Source organism: Mycobacteroides franklinii (assembly GCF_001853795.1).
Taxonomy (GTDB): Bacteria; Actinomycetota; Actinomycetes; order Mycobacteriales; family Mycobacteriaceae; genus Mycobacterium; species Mycobacterium franklinii.
This window is the reverse complement of sequence record NZ_MLIK01000019.1, coordinates 2,307,637-2,329,073: the sequence shown is the minus strand read 5'-3', so window position 1 is coordinate 2,329,073 and position 21,437 is coordinate 2,307,637. Positions and strand designations below refer to the sequence as shown.

Here is a 21,437-nt window from a genome sequence, read left to right as displayed (position 1 = left end):
GCTACGGCGTGACCAGTGTCGGCGATGAGAGTCGACGGACCGGCCCATGGGGACGGCTGACGGTGTGTGCAGCGGCCGTCACCGCTCTGACCGGCGTTGGTCTTGCCAACCCGGTTGCGGCACATGCGGACCCACTGATCTACCCCGGTATGGAAATCATCCAGCGCCCACCCGGTAAGGAATCGCTGAGCTGCACGCTCGGTTTCGTGGACCCGGCCGCGCGCGTTGGCGTCACCGCGGGGCATTGCGGTGGCAACGGTCCGGTGTTCACCAACGACGGCCTCCGCATCGGACAGCTCGCGGTGGCCCAGTCCAACATCCAGCCCGAGGGTCCGCTGTCGCGCGACGACTACCGCATCGACTACGAGGGCATCGCCTTCGACGACGGCGTACCGATCAACAATGTGCTGCCCAACGGGCTGCGACTCGGAGTTGATCCGGCGGTCGTGCCCCGGGACGGCCTGCCCGTGTGCCGAGTGGGTATCACCACCGGCGAGGCGTGCGGCGCCATCGCCGGATTCGGCAACGGCTGGTTCCTGGTGGACGGCCTGCCCGCCGACCACGGAGACTCCGGTAGCGCCGTGTACACCGTCACCTCACCGGGCAACGCGGCCATCGTCGGAATCGTCAGCGCGCGCTTCACGGCCAACCAGACCCATCGCGAATCCACCGTGGCGCTGTCCTGGCCCACGGTGCAGCAGCAGATCCGGGACGATATCGCGGCCGCGCGCCGCCCCGGCGAGGGCAGCGTCGCGAACCCGGTCGCGATCAGCCCCCAGGCACCACCGCCGGTCGCGATCAACCCGCAGGCACCATCGATGGTCCTGCCGCCCGCGCCCTCAGATGACCGGCCCTCCGGTCCCGCGAGAATTGTTGTCCCCTAACACTCATGCGCCCGTTTTTGTGGATAACCACCATCGTTGCGGTGCTGTGCGCGCTCCCCGCCGTGTATCCAGCGCCGACACATGCCGATCCCCCGCTCGTATATCCCGGCATGCTGATCTACCAGGGCTCGCTCAGCTGCACGCTCGGTTATGTCGATCCCGGACTCCGCGTGGGTATCACCGCCGGGCACTGCTTCAACGGCGACGGCATCATCCGCAACGGCGACGGTGCCGCCGTGGGGCACAAGGTGATGGCACATGACAACCGTCCCCCCGAGGGCCCGGTCTACGAGAACGAGTACACGATCGACTACGAGGCCATCTCCATCGATGACGGATTGCCGCTGAACGACGTCCTGGCCAACGGTCAGCGCCTCGAACGCGATGACACGGTCGCTCCCGACGTCGGCATGCCCGTCTGCCGGACCGGTCACACCACCGGCGACGCGTGCGGATCGGTGACGCGACTTGGCAACGGCTGGTTCAGGTTTAACGGCCCGGTGATCGGCAAGGGCGATTCCGGCGGCCCGGTCTACACCCACGTCGGCGACCGCACGGTGCTCGTCGGCATCATTCGCGGTTTCATGACGAGCCAGTCCGGCGACGATGTGCAGTCCTGGGCAATGTCGTGGCCGTCGGTGATCAAACAGCTGCGCGAGGACCGCACCGGCCTGCTGCCCGCCTGAGCGTCGATTATCCGGACCCGTAGGCTCAGGCCATGTCTGACTGGAAAGCCTTCACCGTCGAGATCACCGGGCACATCGCCCAGGTCACCCTCATCGGCCCCGGTAAGGGCAACGCGATGGGACCGGACTTCTGGCGGGAACTGCCGCTGATCTTCACCGAGCTGGATGCCGACCCGGAGGTACGGGCGGTCGTTCTCGCCGCCGCGGGTGCGCATTTCAGCTACGGGTTGGACCTGGCGGCCATGGCAGGCACCTTCATGCCGCTGCTGGCCGAGAAGGCACTGGCCAAACCGCGTACCGACTTCCTCGACGAGATCCGCCGGCTGCAGGCCTCGGTGACCGCCGTCGCCGAGTGCCGCAAGCCGGTCATCGCCGCGATTCAGGGCTGGTGCATCGGCGGCGGCGTCGACCTCATCGCGGCCGCCGACATCCGGTACGCAAGCTCCGAGGCGAAGTTCAGCGTGCGCGAAGCCAAGGTCGCCATCGTGGCCGATATCGGCTCGCTGCACCGGCTTCCGCCGATCATCGGCGACGGCCACCTGCGTGAACTGGCGTTCACCGGCAAGGACATCGACGCCGCCCGGGCCGAGAAGATCGGTCTGGTCAACGACGTTTTCGATACCCCCGAGGCGACCCTGGCGGCCGCACACGCCACCGCCGCCGAGATCGCGGCCAATCCGCCGCTGGTGGTGCAGGGCGTCAAGGACGTCTTGGGCCGCGAACGCGAGAACGTCGTCGCCGACGGCCTCAAGTACGTCTCGACCTGGAACGCCGCGTTCTTGCCGTCGGAGGACCTCCAGGAAGCCATCGGCGCGGTCTTCGAGAAGCGGGAACCCGACTTCAAGGGACGTTAGGGGCGATACCTACCCCAGTGCACGGCATCCTGCAGGGGGCGCCCACTGCGCCAGCCGAATCGCTCCAGATCGGGCCGCTCCGCGAACTCGTGCACCGGCCCCACACACAGCCAGGCGATCGGCCGGATGTGCGGTGGCGCGCCGATTAATTCGGACAGGAACTGTTCCTCGTAGAAGGACACCCAGCCGACACCGATCCCCTCGGCGACCGCCGCAAGCCACAGGTTCTGGATGGCAAGAACCGCCGAGAACAGGCCAACATCGGAGATGGTGTGGCGCCCCAGGATGTGTGGGCCGCCCCGCCCGTGGTCATACGTGACGACCACGCCGGTGCCGCTCTCCCGGATGCCTTCGATTTTGATGGGATCAAAGGTGTTTCGTCGTTCCTCCGGGAGACTGTCGGCGAACCTTTGTCGGTGATCGGCAACATGCGCCGCGAAGGTGTCCAGCGCTTCGGTCTCGCGCACCACCACGAAGTCCCATGGCTGACTGTTCCCGACGCTGGGCGCGCGATGGGCGGCCTGCAGCAGCTTCATCAACGTCGCATCGTCGATGACCTGCCCGGTGAACTCGGCCCGCACGTCCCGGCGAGTGGCGATGGCCTGATAGACGTCCATCACAGCGCCTCCGCGTCCGCGTTGATAAGGTCACTGACCTTGCGCGTCAATTCGGTTGCCGTGCGCGCCCATTCGAAGTCGGCACCGGCCAAACCACAGCTGGTGCTGATGCCTATCCGATCGCGCAGCACCGCCCGCCCGAAGCCGAGTTTGTCGGCAAGCGCGGCGGTGCGGGTGGCCAGCACCTCGGCCGAAACGGGCATACTCGGCGCACTGGACGGAATCACGCCCAGCACAGCGGCCTTACCGGTGTCCAGCACCGCGGCCAAACCATCGAGCGCCTGCGCGTCGGCCAGATAGGCGGCATCTACCGCAATCCCACGAATATTGGCTCTACGCAACAGTTCCCAGGGAGGTTCGGCCGCGCAGCAATGCACCAGCAGCTCACCACCGACCGCCTCGGCGCACTGATCCAACAACGAGATCGCGGTGGGCACATCGATCGGATGCACCGGTGAGAACATGCTGGTCCCGGAGAGCCTGCCCTCCAGTGCGGCAGGCAGAGACGGCTCATCGAGCTGCACCACGATGCGTGCGCCGAGCCGACGAGAAAGGTTGGCTTGATGAATGGCCAAACCCTCGGCCAACGACGCCGCGAGATCACGGACCGCGCCCGGGTCGGTGATGGCACGGTGACCATTGGGCAGTTCCAGCTGTGCCGCCAGAGTCACCGGCCCCGGCGCCTGCACCTTGACGGCGCGGTCGCTGCCGCGATGGCCGCCGCGCTCCCACTCCTCCTCGAGCGCGTCCACGTCCTCGTCCAGGAATCCACGCGCCCGCCGGACCACCGCACCAGGGCGAGCGGTGGTCCGATACCCGGTGGGCACCACATCGATGGCGATATCTACCAACAGCGCGGCGGCCCGCCCGATCAGATCGGCACCCACCCCACGTGCCGGCAGCTCCACGATATGGGCCAGCGGCAGCTCGGCCGTCACGATCTCGGTCGCGGGCCGCACCTGCTGGCCCGGCCAGGACCCGACACCCGTTCCGTTCGCCCATGTAGTCACAGACAAGAACGTTAGGCGGTGCGTGCCAGGAGATCCTCGATCGGCCCCTTGGCGAAGTACACGACGAACAACGCCGCCACCACATACAGCAGCGGGTGCACGGAACGAAGCCGAGACCCGCGCTCCCCCGACACCAGGGCAAGGACCACCCAGCTGATGAACCCGACACCGATGCCGTTGGCGATCGAATACGTGAACGGCATGGTCACCACGGTCAGGAAGCAGGGCAGCGCGTAGTCGAATCGGGTGAGGTCGATGCTGCGAAGCTGACCGATCATCATCGCCCCGACTACCACCAGTGCCGGCGCGGCAGCCTCCAGCGGCACAACCGAATACAGCGGTGTGAAGAACATGGCCGCCAGGAACAGCAGTCCGGTCACCACATTGGCCAGTCCGGTTCGGGCGCCCTCGGCGATCCCGGAGGCCGACTCGACGAACACGGTGTTGGACGACGAGGAGGAGACACCCCCGATCACGGCGCCCACCCCTTCGACGCTGAGCGCCCGCCCGATTCCCGGCAGGGTGCCGTGCTGGTCGGCCAGACCGGCCTCCTTGCCCAGGCCTGTCATGGTGCCCATCGCGTCGAAGAAGTTCGAGAGCACCAACGCGAAAACCAGCACCGTCGCCGACAGCACCCCCACCCGGGTGAAGGCGCCGAACATGTCCACCTGGCCGAGCAGGCTCAGATCCGGCATACCGCCCGCGGACATCGGCCAGTTGGGCACCGTGAGATTCCACCCCTTGGTGTCGGCGGGTTGGGCACCGCGGTCGAACAAGGCCTGCACGATCATCGACACGACAGTCATCGCCACGATGCCGATCAGTAATCCGCCACGAACCTTGCGCACCACCAGGATTCCCATCAGCAGCACACCCACGGCGAAGATCAGCGTCGGGACGGTGGCCACCGAGTTGTTGATGCCCAGACCCACGGGCACCGTGGTATTCGCGGCATCGGGGATGCGCCGCACAAAGCCGGCGTCGACGAACCCGATGAACGCGATGAAGCACCCGATTCCGGCGGCGATGGCGGCCTTCAGCTCGTCGGGAATCGCATGGAAGACTGCGGCGCGAAAGCCCGAGATACCCAGCGCCACAATGATAATGCCGTCGACAATCACCAAGCCCATGGCCTCGGGCCAGCTCATCTGGGACGCGAACGACACCGCGAGAAGGCTGTTGATACCCAACCCCGCGGCAAGCGCAAACGGATAGTTGGCGATGAATCCGAACAGGATCGACATGACCCCGGCGGCCAGGGCCGTGACCGCCGCTACCTGCCCTACCGGCAGCACGTGACCCAGCACGTCGACGTTGTGCGCGCGTCCCGGCTCACCACCGATGATGAGTGGGTTGAGCACCACGATGTAGGCCATCGCGAAGAAGGTGACGATCCCGCCACGCACCTCGCGCCCGACTGTCGACTGCCGTTCAGTTATCCGGAAGAACCGGTCCAGGAGCGCAGTCATAGCCGTTGAACGTACAGGCCGTGGCTACCTGCCGCCCGACGGAACCGCTCTCCGGGCTCGCCGACGAGGAAGGACTTTCCACTCCCGGCAGAGGACCTTCGTCACTAGCGGCGCCATACGGGCACTCGATCAAATGTAAGTGTCACTTTTAGACACAGATAACCCTGAAACCGAGGACCGCATCCATGCCGCAGAAGGAATTCACCGACCGTGAGCTTTTGCATGAGCTCGAACCCGTGGTCGAGGAGAACATCCATCGCCACCTCGGGGTGTTCAAAGAGTGGAACCCCCATGATTACGTCCCGTGGACCGAGGGCAAGAACTACAAGGCCCTCGGCGGTCAGGACTGGGATCCAGTGCAATGCAAGCTCTCCGAGGTGGCGAGGGTGGCCATGGTCACCAACCTGCTCACCGAGGACAACCTGCCCGCCTATCACCGCGAGATCGCGATGAACTTCACCATGGACGGGCCCTGGGGCACCTGGGTCAACCGCTGGACAGCAGAAGAAAACCGCCACAGCATCGCCATCCGCGACTACCTGGTGGTCACCCGCTCCGTCGATCCCGTGGAGCTGGAAAAGCTACGCATGGAACAGATGACCCGAGGATTCTCCCCCGGCCAGAACCGCCAGGGCGGCGATCATATGTTCGCCGACAGCCTGTTCGACTCGGTGGTGTACGTGTCATTCCAGGAGCTGGCCACCCGCGTCTCGCACCGCAACACCGGCGTCGCCTGCGCAGAACCCATCGCCCAGGAGCTCCTCAAACACATCTCCCATGACGAGAACCTGCACATGATCTTCTACCGCAACATGGTCGAGGCCGGTCTCGAAATTGCGCCAGATCAGGCCCTGAAGTCGATCCACAAGGTGCTCGACAACTTCACGATGCCCGGCTACACGATCCCCGGATTCCGCCGCAACGCCGTCACCATCGCCACCGGCGGCATTTACGACCCGCAATTGCACCTCGCCGAGGTGGTGCAGCCCGTGCTGCGCAAGTGGCACATCTTCGAGCGCGATGACATCAGCGGCGAGGGCGAGTGGTACCGCGAGGACCTGGACCGCATCATCACCGACCTCAAGAAGACAGCCTCCGACTTCGAGGAGGTCAAGGCCAGGTACCTGGAACGTCAGGCCAGGCGCGCCGAGCGCCAGGCCGCCAAGGTGTGACCCTCTGACGTAACGCCGACGTGGGCAAACGGCGATAGGCCGTTCAGTACCATTGATCGGGGCCATCTTCGGGCCTGCGGCCAGGAGAGGGAACACATGCGCGGGTTGGGGATGCTCTCGGCGGTGATCGGTATTGCCGCGGTGGTGGCGGCGACCGCGGGCGTGCCCTCGATCGCTTCGGCCGAGCCTGCCGCGGGTGCCCAGCTGGTCTCGATCGGGGATTCGTTCATGGCCGCGGGGTCGAATGCCGCCGCAATCACCGGCCCCGTCGGCACCGCGTGCAACCAGGCAACAGACAACGTCGCGCATTTGGTGGCTTCGTCGTTCCCGCAGATGACATTCGCCGACTACTCGTGCGTGGGTGCACTGTCCACCGATGTGTTCACGACCTCGACCCGGGGCCCGCAGATCGTTGGACTGTCCCCCGATACGAAGGTGGCGATCGTGTCCATCGGCGGCAACGACGCCGGCTTCGAGCAGATCGCCACCGACTGCCTGTTCGCGTTGAGCTGCCCGCCGGAAAAGAAGGCGCAGTTCAGCGCCAACGTGGCCTCGGTGGGCCCGAAACTGACGGGCGCGTACGCCGCGATACGCCGGGCGGCGCCGAATGCGCGCGTCTTCACCGTCGGCTACTTGCCGATCCTGCCCGCGGATGCCAAGGGATGTCTGGTCGGACTGATCAACACCCAGGAAACCATCACCTTCCTCAATGGCCTGCAGCGCCAGCTCAATGACACGATCATCGCCGAGTCCGCCAAGGCGGGTTTCACACCGGTTATCCCGGCGACCAGTAGCGACCACAGCGTGTGTGCCGCCGACTTCCAGCGCTACGTCTCGATGACCGGAACCGGCGCCGGCGATGAGGGAATTCCCATGCACCCCACCGCTCCTGGCCGCCAGTATGTCGCCGAGCGCGTAGCCATCGCGATGCGCTCGGCGGGGGTTTAACCGCGCCCCACCAGACGGCTGTCGGGGGAAGATCCGGGATCGATACCCATCAGCCCGACACCGGTGATGATCGGAAGGTCCAACGCCGACAACAATCCTGGCTTCGCCGCGTAGACAGCCGGGATCGCGTTGACCATGCGCGCGGCACCGGCAATACGCGCACCGAGGTCGTGGTCGTGGTCTTCCGCCAGCTCGAGCTCACAGAGAATGTCCGGCGATCCGTTGATCTCGACACGATAGACGCCGCGGCCACTGGCACCACCGAAACCGAGATCCCTGGGCGCCATGGATATCCGCGGCTGCGGCCAATGCGGCGCCAGATCGTCGTGCATTCGGCTGACATGGTCGACGACGACAGTTCGGCCACCCTCGACGTACCCGGTGAGGATCGATCTCATCGCGCCAACGGTTCCCGCTTCGACACGGCCCGTTGGGGTGTCGAATGATTCTTCGGCAACGAGCCGTTCAACGCTCTCTTCGATTCTCTCGATCTCGCAACCAAGGCCATGAGCAATCTGATGCACGGTCGGACCCCAACCAGACGTGAAGATGCCCGGTGCCGCCGCGAACGCCGCAAACTCGGGAGGCTTTCCGAATCCGAGAATCTCGTAGACCGCGCCCGCGTCCGGATAGGTGGCGTAGTTGAACATCTCGGTCACCCGAATCGACGTGATGGAGCGCGAGACTCCGGACAGCGCCAGGGGCAGTACATCATTCGCGAATCCTGTGTCGATGCCTGTCGTGAAGAACGATGACCCACCTGCCAGTGCAGCGTCAGCAAGGGGCTGGGTCAGTGCGTTGTCGACGGCCTCTGGATAAACCAAGGGCACCACCGAGCAGGACACCACGTTCTTGCCCGCGCGCAGAAGCGAGACCATGTCGGCGATGGCCTCGAGTGGGCGCAGGTTGGCTGCCGCCGCATAGACCACGACATCCGCATCGCTGTTCACAAGCGAATCCGGGTCCGCAGTGGCAAGGACACCGACAGGCTCGGTCCCGCACAGTTCTCCCGCATCGCGACCCACCTTGGCCTGGCTGTGCACCACGACGTCGGTCAACGCGAGGTCGGGATGGTCGATCACCGCCCGTAGTGCGACGACACCCATTGAACCCGGACCCCACACGCCAACCTTGATCATGTTTCTCCTAATATTTAGAGCCAGTTCGAAATAATCGGAGGGATCGTAGGGAGGACCTCAGACGATGTCAACGGTCAAATCGCCACCCACCCAACGAGTGGTCGACATCATTACCGCACTGGCCAATTCACCATCGGCAAGTACATTGACCGAGCTGGCGCGGACCTGCGCGATCACCACGTCGACCTGTTCGCTGCTCCTGCATGATCTGGAACAGCGCGGATGGGTACACAGACGCGAAGACCGACGTTATGCCCTGGGCAGTGGGCTACTTCCCATTGTCCATGGCCTTCGCCGGCAACACCCCCTCTTGGACAAGGGTCGAGATGCGCTGCTGTTTCTTCACGAGACGCTGGGCGCGGCGTGCTCGTTGTCGAAGATCGGTTCGAGGAACATCTCGGTGATCGACGCGGTGGGACACCCCAGCGATGCAGAACTCGACCTGGGACAGCGCTTTCCCATCGACCCGCCATTCGGATTGGTGGCCATGGCATGGCGCGACCAACCGGCCATCGACCAATGGCTGCGCCAGGTCGAACCGCGACTGACCCGCGCCGACGTCGACCAGCATGTGCGCGTGCTCGCCGACATCCGAGCTCGCGGCTATGGCGCGTGGCGATTCGACGAGGACCATCCCGGACTACACGAGCGGTTGACGGCGATGTTGGAGTCGGTCGACTCAACCTCACGCCTCGCTCGCCAACTCACCACCCTCATGACCATCGTCAGTCTGCAATCGGTGACTGAGATACTTGAAAGTGAGCTTTCGACAACAGAATTCGTGGTACTGCCGATTTTCGGGCAAGATGGCCAACCCGAATATCAGATACAGATCCACCTCGGGCAGAACAATGGGCTCTCACTCGAACACCTTGACGAGACACTCACGTGTGCGCAGGCACGACTGGTGCCCGCGCTCTGAATCAACCGCTGAACTACCGCGTGATGATGGCGCTGCCGAGCACCTCGTCGCCCTCGGTATCGGGCCGATACAGCACGACCGTCTGCCCGGGAGCAACGCCCCGCAGGGCCGTGCGCAGCCGAACCTGAATCCGGTCGGCCTCGGGATCTACCACCGCGTCGACCACCGATCCGTGCGCGCGTACCTGAACCTGGCATTCGATGGGCTCGGCCGGAACCTGGCCGGAAGTCCACACCACCGGCTCTCCCCCGAACTCCCAGATCTCAAGGTCCTCAACGGTTCCCACGCGTACGGTGGCCGTATCGGCGTCGATCGACGTGACGTACCGGGGACGGCCGTCCGCGGCCGGACCCATCAGCCCCAGCCCCTTGCGCTGACCGATGGTGAACTCATGCACGCCCGCATGGGTGGCCAGCACACTGCCGTCGGCATCCACCACATTCCCGCGGCGCACACCGATGCGCGCGCCCAGGAACGCCTGCGTGTCTCCGGATGGGATGAAGCAGATGTCATGGCTGTCGGGCTTGTTCGCCACGAGTAGCCCACGCTGCTCGGCCTCCGCCCGAATGTCGGGCTTGGGGCTGTCCCCGACCGGGAACAGCGCCCGGCTCAGCTGTTCCGGTGTCAGCACCCCGAGCACATACGACTGGTCCTTGTCCGCGTCGACCGCGCGACGCAGCCGGCCGTCCTGCAGGCGCGCGTAGTGACCGGTGGCCACCGCGTCGAAGCCCAGGGCGATGGCCCGATCGGCCAGTGCCGCGAACTTGATCTTCTCGTTGCACTTCACGCACGGATTCGGGGTACGGCCCTCGGCATATGCCTCGACGAAGTCGTCGATGACATCCTCTTTGAATCGATCGGCGAAATCCCATACGTAGAAAGGAATTCCGAGCATGTCGGCGACGCGGCGCGCATCAGCCGCATCCTCTTTCGAACAGCATCCCCGGGATCCGGTGCGCAGGGTGCCCGGCGCGGCCGACAACGCCAGGTGCACGCCCACCACATCGTGCCCGGCGTCCACCATGCGGGCGGCGGCGACCGAGGAGTCCACTCCTCCGCTCATGGCGGCGAGCACTCTCATGACCGGCCCCCTGCGCTGGCCAGGGCAGCGGCCCGGGCCCGAGGAACGGCGGCATGCAAGGCCTCAAGCGCACGATCCACATCCGATGCCACCGAGGTGTGGCCGAAGGTGAAGCGCAGCGAGCCGCGGGCAGCTTCGGGGTCGATTCCCATTTCGATGAGCACATGCGAGGGACGCGCCACACCCGCCGTACACGCCGAGCCGGTGGAACACTCGATGCCGTTGGCATCCAACAACATCAGCAGGGAGTCACCCTCGCATCCGGCAAAGGTGAAATGTGCGTTCCCGGGCAGTCTGCCGCAGCCGGACGCACCGTTGAGGGTGGAACCCTCGATCTGCGTCAACACCTGATCGATCAGGGCATCCCGCAGTGTCGCCAGCGCGGCCGATCCCTCACACCGTTCCGCGACGGCCGCGACGAGTGCTGTCGACATCGCCACGATGGCGGCGGTGTCGGGCGTGCCCGATCGAATGTCGCGCTCGTGTCCGCCCCCGTGAAGCAATGGAACACAGGCGGTTTCACGCCGCAGCAGCAGAGCGCCCACACCCATCGGGCCGCCGAACTTGTGCGCTGCCACACTCATCGCCGACAGTCCGCTCACCGCGAAGTCGACGTCGAGCTGGCCGACCGCACCGATAGCATCGCTGTGCATGGGGATGTCGAACTCAGCAGCGATGGAAGCCAATTCGCAAATCGGGTTGATGGTGCCGACCTCGTTGTTGGCCCACATCACCGTGATGAGTGCGACGTCGTCATGCTCGGCAAGGGCTGCGCGCAGTGCGCCGGGCGTCACGGTGCCTGCATCGTCGACCGGCAGCCACGTCACCTCGGCGCCCTCGTGGTCGGCGAGCCACTGCACGGCGTCCAACACGGCGTGGTGCTCTACGGCGCTGGAAATGATGCGCATGCGCCGCGCGTCGGCGTCGCGTCGTGCCCAGTAGATGCCCTTGACGGCGAGATTGTCGCTCTCGGTTCCGCCGGCGGTGAAGATCACTTCCGAGGGGCGGGCCCCCAGTGCCGCGGCGATCGACTCACGCGATTCCTCTACCCGCCGGCGCGCATCGCGCCCGGAGCCGTGCAACGAGGCGGCGTTCCCGGTCTGCGCCATGGTGGCAGCCATCGCCTCGATGGCAGCGGGGCGCATCGGGGTGGTGGCGGCATGGTCCAAGTAGACCGATCGGGGCATAACGCATCCAGGATAGCGGGCGGGTACCCCGTGGTCAGATTCGACGGAGGCGAGCATCTTCGCCCTGTCGCTACCGACCCGCCGCTGCAGACTACCGTCCGGCCGCCCGCCTCTGAGCGACACACTGTCCCGCGAATCCGCGTTGTCGCTCGTAGCCGGGCATCTTGGCATTCGCCCTGACGCACCCGGTGGCTGCCGATCAGGCTGCGATCGGCTCCGGGTGCTCGGGGTGGCTGTGGAATTGGGGCGTGAGGTCTCCGGCGCGCACGGCGGCCTCACAGCGGGCCGCCAGGTCACGGCGGCTCTCACCGGGCAATTGCAACCCGGCCACCTGAATATGCGCCACCGTCATCCGCGTCGCGGTGATCCGGCGAATGGACGCCATCAGGGTGTCCTCACCGACGTAGGCCGGCACGGTCGAGAGCTCCCCACCGCGATGGTGGTACGTGAGCCGTAGCGGCTGCACCGGTCGCTGTGCATCGATGGCCGCCTGGAACATGGCCGGACGAAATGATCCGTACGCGCGACCGCACCAGGTCGTGCCCTCCGGGAATGCCACCACCGTCTGACCGGTCTTCAGCCGCGAGGCAACGGTGTCCACCACCCGGGGCAGCGTCCGCAGATTTCCTCGTTCGATCGGAATGACCCGCATCATCCGGGCGATGACACCCAGACCGGGCCAATCGATCAGATCCGCCCGGGCGACGAACGAGCCCGGAAGAACCGCACCGATGGCGAAGACGTCGACCCAGGACACGTGACCCGCCACCACGAGAGAACCCCGAATATCGCGAATCGGCCCGCCTGAGACCGAGATGCGTACGCCAAGGCAGCGCAGCATCAGCCGGCAGTAACCGCGCTGCCAACGCACCCGCCCGGGAAGCGGGATCCCGAGCAGTGGCGCGAGTGTCAACAACGTGATCGCCATGGCAATACGCGTCGTGGTCCGGACGGTCCGCGTTACCGGTCCGGGTTCGTCGATGGGATTGGCCCGCATGCAGCTGTCGTCACAGGTTGCCTTGGGCAACCAGGCGTGAGCGTATTCGGGTGCCATCGTTATTCCGATTCCGAGGACACCGCTGCAGTGCCGATTTCGGAGGCCGCACCAACCGATCTCAGCCGCTTGAGATACCGCACGTCGGCTTCGTCCTTGTTGAGCAGCGCCATGAAGTCGGCCACGCCGAAATCAGGATCGTGTGCGGGCTCGCCGAGGACCTTGGCGCCGAGCCGCAGATATCCGCGCATCAACGCGGGAACCTGCACCTTGGCGGGCGGGGCGATGTCGTCGAGGCCCATCCCGTCGACAACGACCGGGTTGTACGGACGCACCGTGTACTCCGGGGCCGCGGCATGCCGCTTCATCACGAAGTCACGCACGGCACGCACCTGGCTACCGGGCGCATGTTCGGGACCGTCCTGCATCGGAACCGACACGCATCCGGTGACGTAGGTGTAGTCACAGCGATCGAGGTAAGCCAGGATTCCCGCCCACATCAAGAGCACCACCGCACCGTTGCGGTGATCGCCCCGCACCACGGCGCGACCCATCTCCACCAGCTGAGGACGCAGCGCGTCCAGTCCGCTGATATCGAATTCCGTTGCGCTGTAAAGCCCTCCGGCCGCGATAGCGCCGGGCGGAGGAAGCATCCGGTAGCAGCCCACCACGTCACCCGAGGTGTCCTCGCGTACCAGCAGGTGATCGCAGTGCTCATCGAAACGGTCGGCATCGCGTCCCTCGAACGCTTCCGGCGTACTGGCGAGCTGGAACCCAGGCTCGCTGCTGAACACGTCGTATCGAAGCCGTTGCACGGCATCGATATCGGCGGGATCGTTCGACAGCAGCAGGGTGTACTGGGGGCCCAGCGGAGCTTCCCCGTTTTTCCCCGCTACCTCTGGCATGGACTGATCTGCGGCGATGAGAACTGACGCGGTACTCATGACTGCGAGATTCGCGGAGTTATGCGGCGGAACGGCATCGGAAGCGTGTCGTGTCCATGCACGATCAGTTAATTGCGGCGTTCAGTACGCCAAATGCGTGCTTGCGGAAGTAAATCGCTAAAGCAAACGCGGAGCTAACAGACGCTACGTAGACACTCGCTCGCAGGTCATCGCCGGGCGATCCAATCGGCGAATCTCGTCTGCGTCAGCACCCCGTCATCACCGGTGACCAGGCTGAAGCCATCCACGGGTGTCCCGAAATAGGTGGCGCCTGGGTCGACCACCACCGTCTTGTCGTCACCACGTGCGTCAAGCACCGCCTGTGCCATCTCGGCGAACGAAAACTTTTCTGGGCCGCCGATATTGATGATGCCATTGCGCGGTTCCGCCTCCCCGGCCTGAGCCACCTGTGCGGACACGTCGTCTGCGGCAATCAGCTGAATTCTGGCATCAGGTACACGAACCTCGTCGCCGACGACGAGTGTGTCGGTGATGGACTCTGCGAACTCCTGGAACTGAGTGGCCCGCACGATGGTGTACGGCAATCCGGATTCGGTAATGATGTTCTCCTGCGCCACTTTCGCCCTCATATACCCGCTGTCCGGCAGGCCATCCGCACCGACAATGGAAAGTGCGACGTAGTGGCCGACGCCAGTCTGGTTCGCCGCATCAATGAGATTGCGTGCCGCGGCAGTGAAGAAATCCATCACGGGTCCGTCCTCGAACGAGGGAGAATTGACCACGTCGATAACCACATTCGATCCGGTGAGCGCCTCCACCAGACCGTCACCGGTCAACACATTCGCGCCAGAGGACAACGACGCCGACACCACTTCATGACCGTCGGCGGTGAGCAAAGAAGCCACCCGGGAACCGATTTGGCCGGTGGCACCCACAACTGTGATTTTCATTGTGCGATTACCTTTCTCGTCACGCATACACGGTCGCAGCTCGACGCCGAATTCGGAAACGTTCCGTCATTTCACTGCCGTCTCGACCGACGCACTGACGGCGCAGCAGAGGCATCTCAGGAAGGCGGGCTACGCCGGAACTCGTGAACGTAGTTCGTTCGCGATCTTCTGCAGGGTGTTCTCGGTTTCAGGCGGGCCGGTGAGCATGGCCACCGCCAACGTATCGCGGGACGCGCCGGAGGTAGACGCGAAGGAACACGTCATCGCGATCCGAACCACGCGCATGCCGTTCCCGAGAGTGCCCGTCACCCGGGCGTACGCCGTGACATCGTCGACAGGCTTCCAGAATTGAGCGTCGACAGGCAGCTTTGCGCGCACCTTGTCCTGCGCCGGCCGCGCGCACCCGTCGGCACACCGACTGGACCCTATCCAGCCGGCTGCTCCGCGCGTGGTGATCTCGTCCATGCAGGTGATGCGCTTGTCCAACGGTTTGTTCTCCGTGTGCGTGCATCCCCACCCGTCCGGGAGGTTGAAATCGAACGGCAGGTAGGTGGGCATCGAGATAGGCACAAGCTTTTCGCCCGGACTGTATGTCGGGCCACCCAGCGACCCCGTCGACCCGTTAGGGGGTGGAATCACCCCCGGAGTCGCCCCTGGGGGCATCGTCGCGCGGCTGGGCGCCAGCGGGGACTCTCCGGGTGACATGACGGCGATACCCGTGATGCTGCGCTGGGATCCGACGATGACGACCGCGACAACGAGCCCCAGGACGAGAATCCCCATAAACGCCGAAAGGACTATCCAGGGCGCTCGACGCGGTGGTCGAGGCTCTGGATAGTCCAGTGGCGTACCGTAAGCCGCCCCCCGGGGTTGGATGTCGCCCTCGGGGTGGCTCCAAGGCTCCATATCAGGGCTACTTAGCCCTTACGAGCCTTCACGGCGTCGGTGAGCTGCGGTGCAACGTTGAACAGGTCGCCCACCACACCGAAGTCGGCGATCTCGAAGATGGGAGCTTCCTCGTCCTTGTTGACCGCGACGATGGTCTTCGACGTCTGCATACCGGCGCGGTGCTGGATGGCACCGGAGATACCCAGAGCGATGTACAGCTGCGGCGACACGGTCTTACCGGTCTGGCCCACCTGGAACTGACCCGGGTAGTAGCCCGAGTCGACCGCGGCACGCGAGGCACCGACGGCGGCGCCGAGCGAATCGGCGAGGGCCTCCACGACGCTGAACTTGTCGGCGCTACCGACACCACGACCGCCGGACACGACGATGCTGGCCTCGGTGAGCTCCGGACGATCGCCACCGACCACAGGCTGGCGCGAGGTGACCTTGGTGGCGTTCTCGGCGGGCGCGGGCACCTCGACGGTGACCTGCTCGCCGGCACCGGCGGCCGGCGCGGCCTCGACTGCACCAGGACGCACGGTGAAGACCGGGGCGTCGCCATTGGCCTGTGCCTCGACGGTGAACGCGCCACCGAAGATCGAGTGCAGACCCTTGCCACCCTCACGGACCTCGACCACGTCGGTCAGCAGACCCGAGCCCAGGCGTGCGGCCAGACGTCCGGCCACCTCCTTGCCCTCGGTGGTGGCGGCGATCAGGATGCCGGCGGGGCTGGCCGATTCCGCCAGGCTGGCGAGAATGTCCACCTTCGGGGTCACCAGGTAGCTGTCGACCACGTCGGACTCGGCGACGTAGATCTTGGCGGCGCCGGCTTCCTTGAGGCCGTCGATCAGCGGCGCGGCGGTGCCGGCGGGGCCGGCAACGACGGCCGAGGGCTCGCCCAGGACGCGGGCGGCGGTGATGAGCTCGGCGCTCACCTTCTTCAGCGCACCCTCAGAATGCTCAACGAGCACAAGTACTTCAGCCATAACTTTGCTTTCTCGTTTCTGTATTAGGGGGTCGACTAGATGATCTTTTGCGCAACCAGGAACTCGGCGACCTTGGTGCCGCCTTCGCCCTCGTCGGTGATCTTCTCGCCCGCGGTCTTGGAGGCCTTGGGGGTCGAGGACAGCACGGTGGAACCGGCGTTCGCGACACCTACCTCGTCGGCATCCACACCGATCTCGGCGAGGGTCAGCACGGCGACTTCCTTCTTCTTCGCGGCCATGATGCCCTTGAAGGACGGGAAGCGAGGCTCGTTGATCTTCTCGGTGACGCTGACGATGGCCGGCAGGGTGGCCTCGACCTCGAACACGCCCTCGTCGGTCTCGCGCTCACCCTTGACGACGCCACCTTCGACGGTCAGCTTGCGCAGGTGAGTCAGCTGGGGCAGGCCCAGGTACTCGGCGATGATCGCGGGGATGGCACCGGAACGGCCGTCAGTGGCCTCGTTACCGGCGATGACCAGCTCGACGCCCTCAACCTGACCCAACGCGCGGGCCAGGGCCCAGCCGGTCTGGATGGCGTCGGATCCGTGCAGGCCCGGGTCGAGCAGGTGAACTGCCTTGTCGGCACCCATCGACAGAGCCTTGCGGATGGCCTCGCTGGCCTTCTCGGGACCAGCCGAGACCACGGTCACGACCGAGTCGCCGCCCTCGCGCTCCTTGATGAGCAGTGCTTCCTCGACGGCACGCTCGTTGATCTCGTCCAGCACCGCGTCGGCGGCTTCCCGGTCGAGCGTGAAGTCACCGTCGGTGAGCTTGCGCTCTGACCAGGTATCTGGGACCTGCTTGATCAGGACCGCGATGTTCGTCATAAGTCTCCGATCGTCCTTCCTCTTCGCTGTCTGCCAGCGGTGTGCTGGCCATCTGCTCTGTGCTTCCCCGCGGACCCACGTCGGCCGGTCGCACTGTCACATTTTCGTGACTAATCCGGCTGATCTTATTACTCACGGGTAACATACGGAGTTCGCCCGTACACCATAACCGGTTCACTCCTGGTTTCCGGCCTGTGATCTGGGCCACCAGTATTAAGACACGGTGTTCACCCGATAGCCTGCCAAACAATGAACTCGCACCTGACCGACCCGCACCCGGCTGATCCTCTTCGCGCAAGCGGCCCATCAGCCGGCGATCCGGACGCCACCCTGGCGCTGACCGGGGAGCGGACCGTGCCCGGCATCGCCGAGGAAAACTACTGGTTCCGCCGCCACGAGGTCGTCTACGAACGGCTCCGCAGCCTCTGCGCGGGCCGCAGGGTGCTGGAGGCCGGCAGCGGCGAGGGTTACGGCGCCGACATGCTGGCCCAGGTGGCCGAACATGTCATCGGACTGGACTACGACGAGTCCGCGATCGCGCATGTGAAAGCTCGCTACCCCCGCGTGGATATGCGCGCCGGGAACCTCGCGGACCTTCCGCTCGCCGACGGTTCGGTGGACGTGGTGGTGAACTTCCAGGTGATCGAACACCTGTGGGATCAGGGTCAGTTCATCCGTGAGTGCGCTCGGGTGCTGAGCCCCGGTGGCTCGCTGCTGATCAGTACCCCGAATCGGATCACCTTCTCCCCCGGCCGCGATACCCCACTCAATCCGTTCCACACGCGCGAGCTCAATGGCGCCGAGCTCACCGAACTCCTTGAGGAGAACGGTTTTTCGGTGCAGTCGATGAATGGCGTGTTTCACGGACCACGGCTGCGTGAGCTGGACGCGAAGTACGGCGGTTCCATCATCGACGCACAGATCGAGCGCGCGGTCGCGGGCGCTCCGTGGCCGGCGGACCTGCTGGCGGACATCGCGGGTTTGACCACCGCCGATTTCGAGATTGTCGACGCGACGGAACGCGATATCGACCAAAGCCTGGATCTGGTGTCCATTGCCACGATTCCCGGTGATAGCCGGTGACCGAGTGACGGAATACACGAAGCCCGTACCGGGGCTCTTCACCATGGTGCTGCATACGCACCTGCCGTGGCTCGCCAACCACGGACGCTGGCCGGTGGGCGAGGAATGGCTGTACCAGTCCTGGTCGGCCGCGTATCTGCCGCTGTTCAAGGTGCTGCGGACACTGGCCGCCGAAGGCCGGGAAAATCTGATCACCCTGGGCATCACCCCGGTGGTGGCCGCGCAACTGGATGATCCGCACTGCCTCACCGGACTGCATAGCTGGCTGGCCAACTGGCAGCTGCGCGCGTTCGAGGCTGCCACCATCGCCAGCACTGATGCCGAGCCGGGCACCGCATCGAGCCCGGAAATGTTGCGGGCTTTCGGGGTTCGCGAACACCGAACCGCGACAGACGCCCTCAACGAATTCGACGTGTACTGGCGTCACGGCGGCAGCGGCCCACTGCGCAGTCTCATCGATGCAAACGCCATTGAGCTGCTGGGCGGCCCGCTCGCTCACCCGTTCCAACCGCTGCTGCACCCCCGGCTGCGCGAATTCGCGCTGCGTGAGGGGCTGGCCGATGCCGCACAACGTTTCGGGCATGCCCCGACCGGCATCTGGGCACCGGAATGCGCGTATGCCCCGGGCATGGAGGAAGGTTACGCGGCGGCGGGCGTCAAGCACTTCATGGTGGATGGCCCGTCCCTGCAAGGTGATACGTCACTGGGCCGCCCGGTGGGCGACTCCGACGTGGTTGCCTTCGGCCGCGACCTGACGGTGAGTTATCGCGTGTGGTCACCGAAGTCCGGGTATCCCGGCAATGCCGCGTACCGCGACTTCCACACCTACGACCATGACACCGGTCTCAAGCCGGCCCGCGTCACGGGGCGCAATGTGCCGTCCGAATCGAAGGCGCCATACGATCCCGAGCGCGCCGATGCCGCCATCGATGTCCATGTCCGCGATTTCGTCGAGACCGTCCGTCAGCGCCTGATCGACGAGTCCGACCGGATCGGCCGCCCCGCGCATGTCATCGCCGCATTCGACACCGAGCTGTACGGCCACTGGTGGTACGAAGGGCCTACCTGGCTCGAACGCGTGCTGCGCGCACTGCCGGAAGCCGGCGTACAGGTCGGCACGCTGGAACAGGCCCGCGAGCGGGGTTTCGTGGGCAAGCCCTTCGACTTGCCGGCCAGCTCATGGGGTTCCGGCAAGGACTGGCACGTGTGGAACGGCGAGAAGGTCGCTGATCTGGTGCAGCTGAACACCGAGGTGGTCGATACCGCTCTCACCGCGGTGGACAAGGCACTGAACGAACAACCGGCGCCGCATACCCGCAATCGGGTGGCAGATCAGATCCTGCGCGAGGCACTGTTGACCGTATCCAGCGACTGGCCGTTCATGGTCAGCAAGGATTCGGCCGCCGACTACGCGCGCTACCGCGCTCACCTGCACGCCCACGCCACCCGCGAGATCGCCGCCGCACTGGCCAGCGGACGCCACGACGCGGCAACTCGGCTGGCGGACGGTTGGAACCGCGCGGACGGACTGTTCGGCGCGCTCGATGCCAGGAGGCTTCCGCGATGAGAATCTTGATGGTCTCCTGGGAGTACCCGCCGGTGGTGATCGGCGGGCTGGGCCGCCATGTGCATCACCTGTCCACCGAACTGGCCGCCGCCGGGCACGACGTCGTCGTGCTTACCCGGCACCCGTCGGGCACCGACCCGGCCAGCCACCCGACATCCGACGAGATCTCCGAAGGTGTCCGGGTGGTCGCGGCTGCCGAGGATCCACACGATTTCGACTTCGGCACCGACATGATGGCCTGGACGCTGGCCATGGGACATGCCATGGTTCGTGCGGGATTGGCGTTGGGCCTCAAGGGATCTGGCGATTGGCGTCCCGATGTGGTCCATGCCCACGATTGGCTGGTGGCCCACCCGGCGATCGCCCTCGCCGAGCATTTCGATGTGCCGCTGGTATCGACGCTGCACGCCACCGAGGCCGGCCGGCACAGCGGCTGGGTGTCGGGGCGCATCAGCCGACAGGTGCATTCGGTGGAATGGTGGCTGGCTCGCGAATCGGACTCGCTGATCACCTGCTCCGCGTCGATGCTGGACGAGGTGACCCAACTATTTGGGCCGGAACTGCCGCAGGTGCACGTCATCCGCAACGGAATCGATGTCACCCGTTGGGTATTCGCTCCCCGACTGCCCGCAGACGACACTCCGCCGGTGGTACTTTTCGTGGGACGACTCGAATACGAGAAGGGCATCCACGACGCCATCGCGGCCCTGCCCAAGATCCGTCGGGCACACCCCGGAACGGTGCTGGCGGTGGCCGGTGATGGCACGCAACAGGATTGGCTGCTCGAACAGGCACGCAAGCACAAGGTCCTCAAGTCCGTCCAGTTCCTCGGCAACCTGGATCATGAGGGGTTGTTGGCGTGGCTGCATCGCGCCGACGCCATCCTGCTGCCCAGCCACTACGAGCCGTTCGGCATCGTGGCCCTGGAAGCCGCGGCTGCGGGCACCCCCCTGGTGACCTCCACCGTTGGTGGCCTCGGCGAGGCCGTCATCGACGGTGAGACCGGATTGTCCTTCGCACCACGCGATGTGGCGGGAATCGCCGATGCGGTCAAGCGCACCCTTGACGACCCCGCCGCCGCTGCCGAGCGCGCCGTCGCAGCGCGGGCCCGGCTCACCGCGGACTTCGACTGGGCCACCGTCGCCGATGAAACCGCACAGGTGTACTTGGCAGCCAAGCGCCGCGAGCGAGAGCCCCTGGGCCGCAGCGTCATCGTCGAGCGCCCACTGCCGGACAGGTAAACCAGCCATCCGCAAGCAACAGAAAGT

General features: G+C 65.4%; 21 protein-coding genes. 9 read left to right on the top strand and 12 right to left on the bottom strand.

Going from position 1 to position 21,437, the window contains the following annotated elements:
• Window positions 1-8: 8 nt before the first annotated feature.
• The 3 genes from BKG76_RS18810 to BKG76_RS18800 are packed head-to-tail and all read left to right on the top strand — an operon-like array spanning window position 9 to window position 2,424.
• On the top strand, window positions 9-884 hold the full coding sequence (locus BKG76_RS18810) for an Rv1815 family serine proteinase (protein ID WP_070938937.1): 876 nt from the start codon (window positions 9-11) through the stop codon (window positions 882-884).
• Window positions 885-889: 5 nt separating this feature from the next.
• Window positions 890-1,570, top strand: a complete 681-nt coding sequence (locus BKG76_RS18805; protein ID WP_070938936.1) for an Rv1815 family serine proteinase — start codon at window positions 890-892, stop codon at window positions 1,568-1,570.
• A 32-nt stretch (window positions 1,571-1,602) separates the two neighbouring features.
• Window positions 1,603-2,424: a crotonase/enoyl-CoA hydratase family protein gene (locus tag BKG76_RS18800; RefSeq protein WP_070938935.1), complete on the top strand. Its 822-nt coding sequence runs from the start codon at window positions 1,603-1,605 to the stop codon at window positions 2,422-2,424.
• Here the strand turns inward: BKG76_RS18800 and bluB are convergent.
• The 3 genes from bluB to BKG76_RS18785 are packed head-to-tail and all read right to left on the bottom strand — an operon-like array spanning window position 2,421 to window position 5,520.
• Entirely contained in the window at window positions 2,421-3,041 is a 621-nt protein-coding gene (gene bluB / locus BKG76_RS18795) for a 5,6-dimethylbenzimidazole synthase (RefSeq protein WP_070938934.1), read from the bottom strand. The genes BKG76_RS18800 and bluB overlap by 4 nt on opposite strands.
• On the bottom strand, window positions 3,041-4,051 hold the full coding sequence (locus BKG76_RS18790; RefSeq protein ID WP_070938933.1) for a methionine synthase: 1,011 nt from the start codon (window positions 4,049-4,051) through the stop codon (window positions 3,041-3,043). Before BKG76_RS18790 ends, bluB begins: the two co-directional genes overlap by 1 nt.
• 11 nt (window positions 4,052-4,062) lie before the next feature.
• A complete protein-coding gene (locus BKG76_RS18785; RefSeq protein ID WP_070938932.1) occupies window positions 4,063-5,520 on the bottom strand; it encodes an NCS2 family permease in 1,458 nt (485 codons plus the stop codon).
• A gap of 185 nt (window positions 5,521-5,705) precedes the next feature.
• Here BKG76_RS18785 and BKG76_RS18780 point away from each other — a divergent pair, with 185 nt between their 5' ends.
• Window positions 5,706-6,692 carry an acyl-ACP desaturase gene (locus BKG76_RS18780; RefSeq protein ID WP_070938931.1) on the top strand — a complete coding sequence of 329 codons (987 nt, stop codon included), beginning with the start codon at window positions 5,706-5,708 and terminating at the stop codon, window positions 6,690-6,692.
• A gap of 96 nt (window positions 6,693-6,788) precedes the next feature.
• On the top strand, window positions 6,789-7,640 hold the full coding sequence (locus tag BKG76_RS18775) for an SGNH/GDSL hydrolase family protein (RefSeq protein WP_070938930.1): 852 nt from the start codon (window positions 6,789-6,791) through the stop codon (window positions 7,638-7,640).
• Here the strand turns inward: BKG76_RS18775 and BKG76_RS18770 are convergent.
• Complete coding sequence (locus tag BKG76_RS18770) at window positions 7,637-8,779, bottom strand: NAD(P)H-dependent amine dehydrogenase family protein (RefSeq protein WP_083338094.1); 1,143 nt, start codon at window positions 8,777-8,779, stop codon at window positions 7,637-7,639. The genes BKG76_RS18775 and BKG76_RS18770 overlap by 4 nt on opposite strands.
• 64 nt (window positions 8,780-8,843) lie before the next feature.
• Between BKG76_RS18770 and BKG76_RS18765 the strand changes: the two genes are divergently transcribed.
• Window positions 8,844-9,701 (top strand): IclR family transcriptional regulator, encoded by an 858-nt coding sequence (locus BKG76_RS18765; RefSeq protein WP_070938929.1) that lies wholly within the window; start codon window positions 8,844-8,846, stop codon window positions 9,699-9,701.
• 13 nt (window positions 9,702-9,714) lie between these two features.
• Here the strand turns inward: BKG76_RS18765 and mnmA are convergent, their stop codons facing one another.
• The 8 genes from mnmA to BKG76_RS18725 all read right to left on the bottom strand — a co-directional run bounded on the left by mnmA (window position 9,715) and on the right by BKG76_RS18725 (window position 17,519).
• Entirely contained in the window at window positions 9,715-10,782 is a 1,068-nt protein-coding gene (gene mnmA, locus BKG76_RS18760) for a tRNA 2-thiouridine(34) synthase MnmA (protein WP_070938928.1), read from the bottom strand.
• The gene (locus tag BKG76_RS18755) at window positions 10,779-11,969 is read right to left on the bottom strand and encodes a cysteine desulfurase family protein (RefSeq protein ID WP_070938927.1); all 1,191 of its coding nucleotides are present in this window, start codon (window positions 11,967-11,969) and stop codon (window positions 10,779-10,781) included. Before BKG76_RS18755 ends, mnmA begins: the two co-directional genes overlap by 4 nt.
• Window positions 11,970-12,168: 199 nt before the next feature.
• Window positions 12,169-13,023 carry a lysophospholipid acyltransferase family protein gene (locus BKG76_RS18750; protein WP_070938926.1) on the bottom strand — a complete coding sequence of 285 codons (855 nt, stop codon included), beginning with the start codon at window positions 13,021-13,023 and terminating at the stop codon, window positions 12,169-12,171.
• 2 nt (window positions 13,024-13,025) lie between these two features.
• Window positions 13,026-13,907: a GNAT family N-acetyltransferase gene (locus tag BKG76_RS18745; protein WP_070938925.1), complete on the bottom strand. Its 882-nt coding sequence runs from the start codon at window positions 13,905-13,907 to the stop codon at window positions 13,026-13,028.
• Window positions 13,908-14,074: 167 nt separating this feature from the next.
• Complete coding sequence (locus tag BKG76_RS18740; protein WP_070938924.1) at window positions 14,075-14,818, bottom strand: SDR family oxidoreductase; 744 nt, start codon at window positions 14,816-14,818, stop codon at window positions 14,075-14,077.
• Between the two features lie 129 nt (window positions 14,819-14,947).
• A complete protein-coding gene (locus BKG76_RS18735) occupies window positions 14,948-15,601 on the bottom strand; it encodes a hypothetical protein (RefSeq protein WP_070938923.1) in 654 nt (217 codons plus the stop codon).
• 134 nt (window positions 15,602-15,735) lie between these two features.
• Complete coding sequence (locus BKG76_RS18730; protein ID WP_070938922.1) at window positions 15,736-16,692, bottom strand: electron transfer flavoprotein subunit alpha/FixB family protein; 957 nt, start codon at window positions 16,690-16,692, stop codon at window positions 15,736-15,738.
• A 35-nt stretch (window positions 16,693-16,727) separates the two neighbouring features.
• On the bottom strand, window positions 16,728-17,519 hold the full coding sequence (locus BKG76_RS18725; protein WP_070938921.1) for an electron transfer flavoprotein subunit beta/FixA family protein: 792 nt from the start codon (window positions 17,517-17,519) through the stop codon (window positions 16,728-16,730).
• 249 nt (window positions 17,520-17,768) lie between these two features.
• Between BKG76_RS18725 and BKG76_RS18720 the strand changes: the two genes are divergently transcribed.
• The 3 genes from BKG76_RS18720 to BKG76_RS18710 are packed head-to-tail and all read left to right on the top strand — an operon-like array spanning window position 17,769 to window position 21,410.
• Window positions 17,769-18,602, top strand: a complete 834-nt coding sequence (locus tag BKG76_RS18720; RefSeq protein WP_070938920.1) for a class I SAM-dependent methyltransferase — start codon at window positions 17,769-17,771, stop codon at window positions 18,600-18,602.
• Between the two features lie 43 nt (window positions 18,603-18,645).
• Entirely contained in the window at window positions 18,646-20,169 is a 1,524-nt protein-coding gene (locus BKG76_RS18715; protein ID WP_070939364.1) for a 1,4-alpha-glucan branching protein domain-containing protein, read from the top strand.
• A complete protein-coding gene (locus tag BKG76_RS18710; protein ID WP_070938919.1) occupies window positions 20,166-21,410 on the top strand; it encodes a glycosyltransferase family 4 protein in 1,245 nt (414 codons plus the stop codon). Before BKG76_RS18715 ends, BKG76_RS18710 begins: the two co-directional genes overlap by 4 nt.
• The last annotated feature ends 27 nt before the right edge of the window (window positions 21,411-21,437 follow it).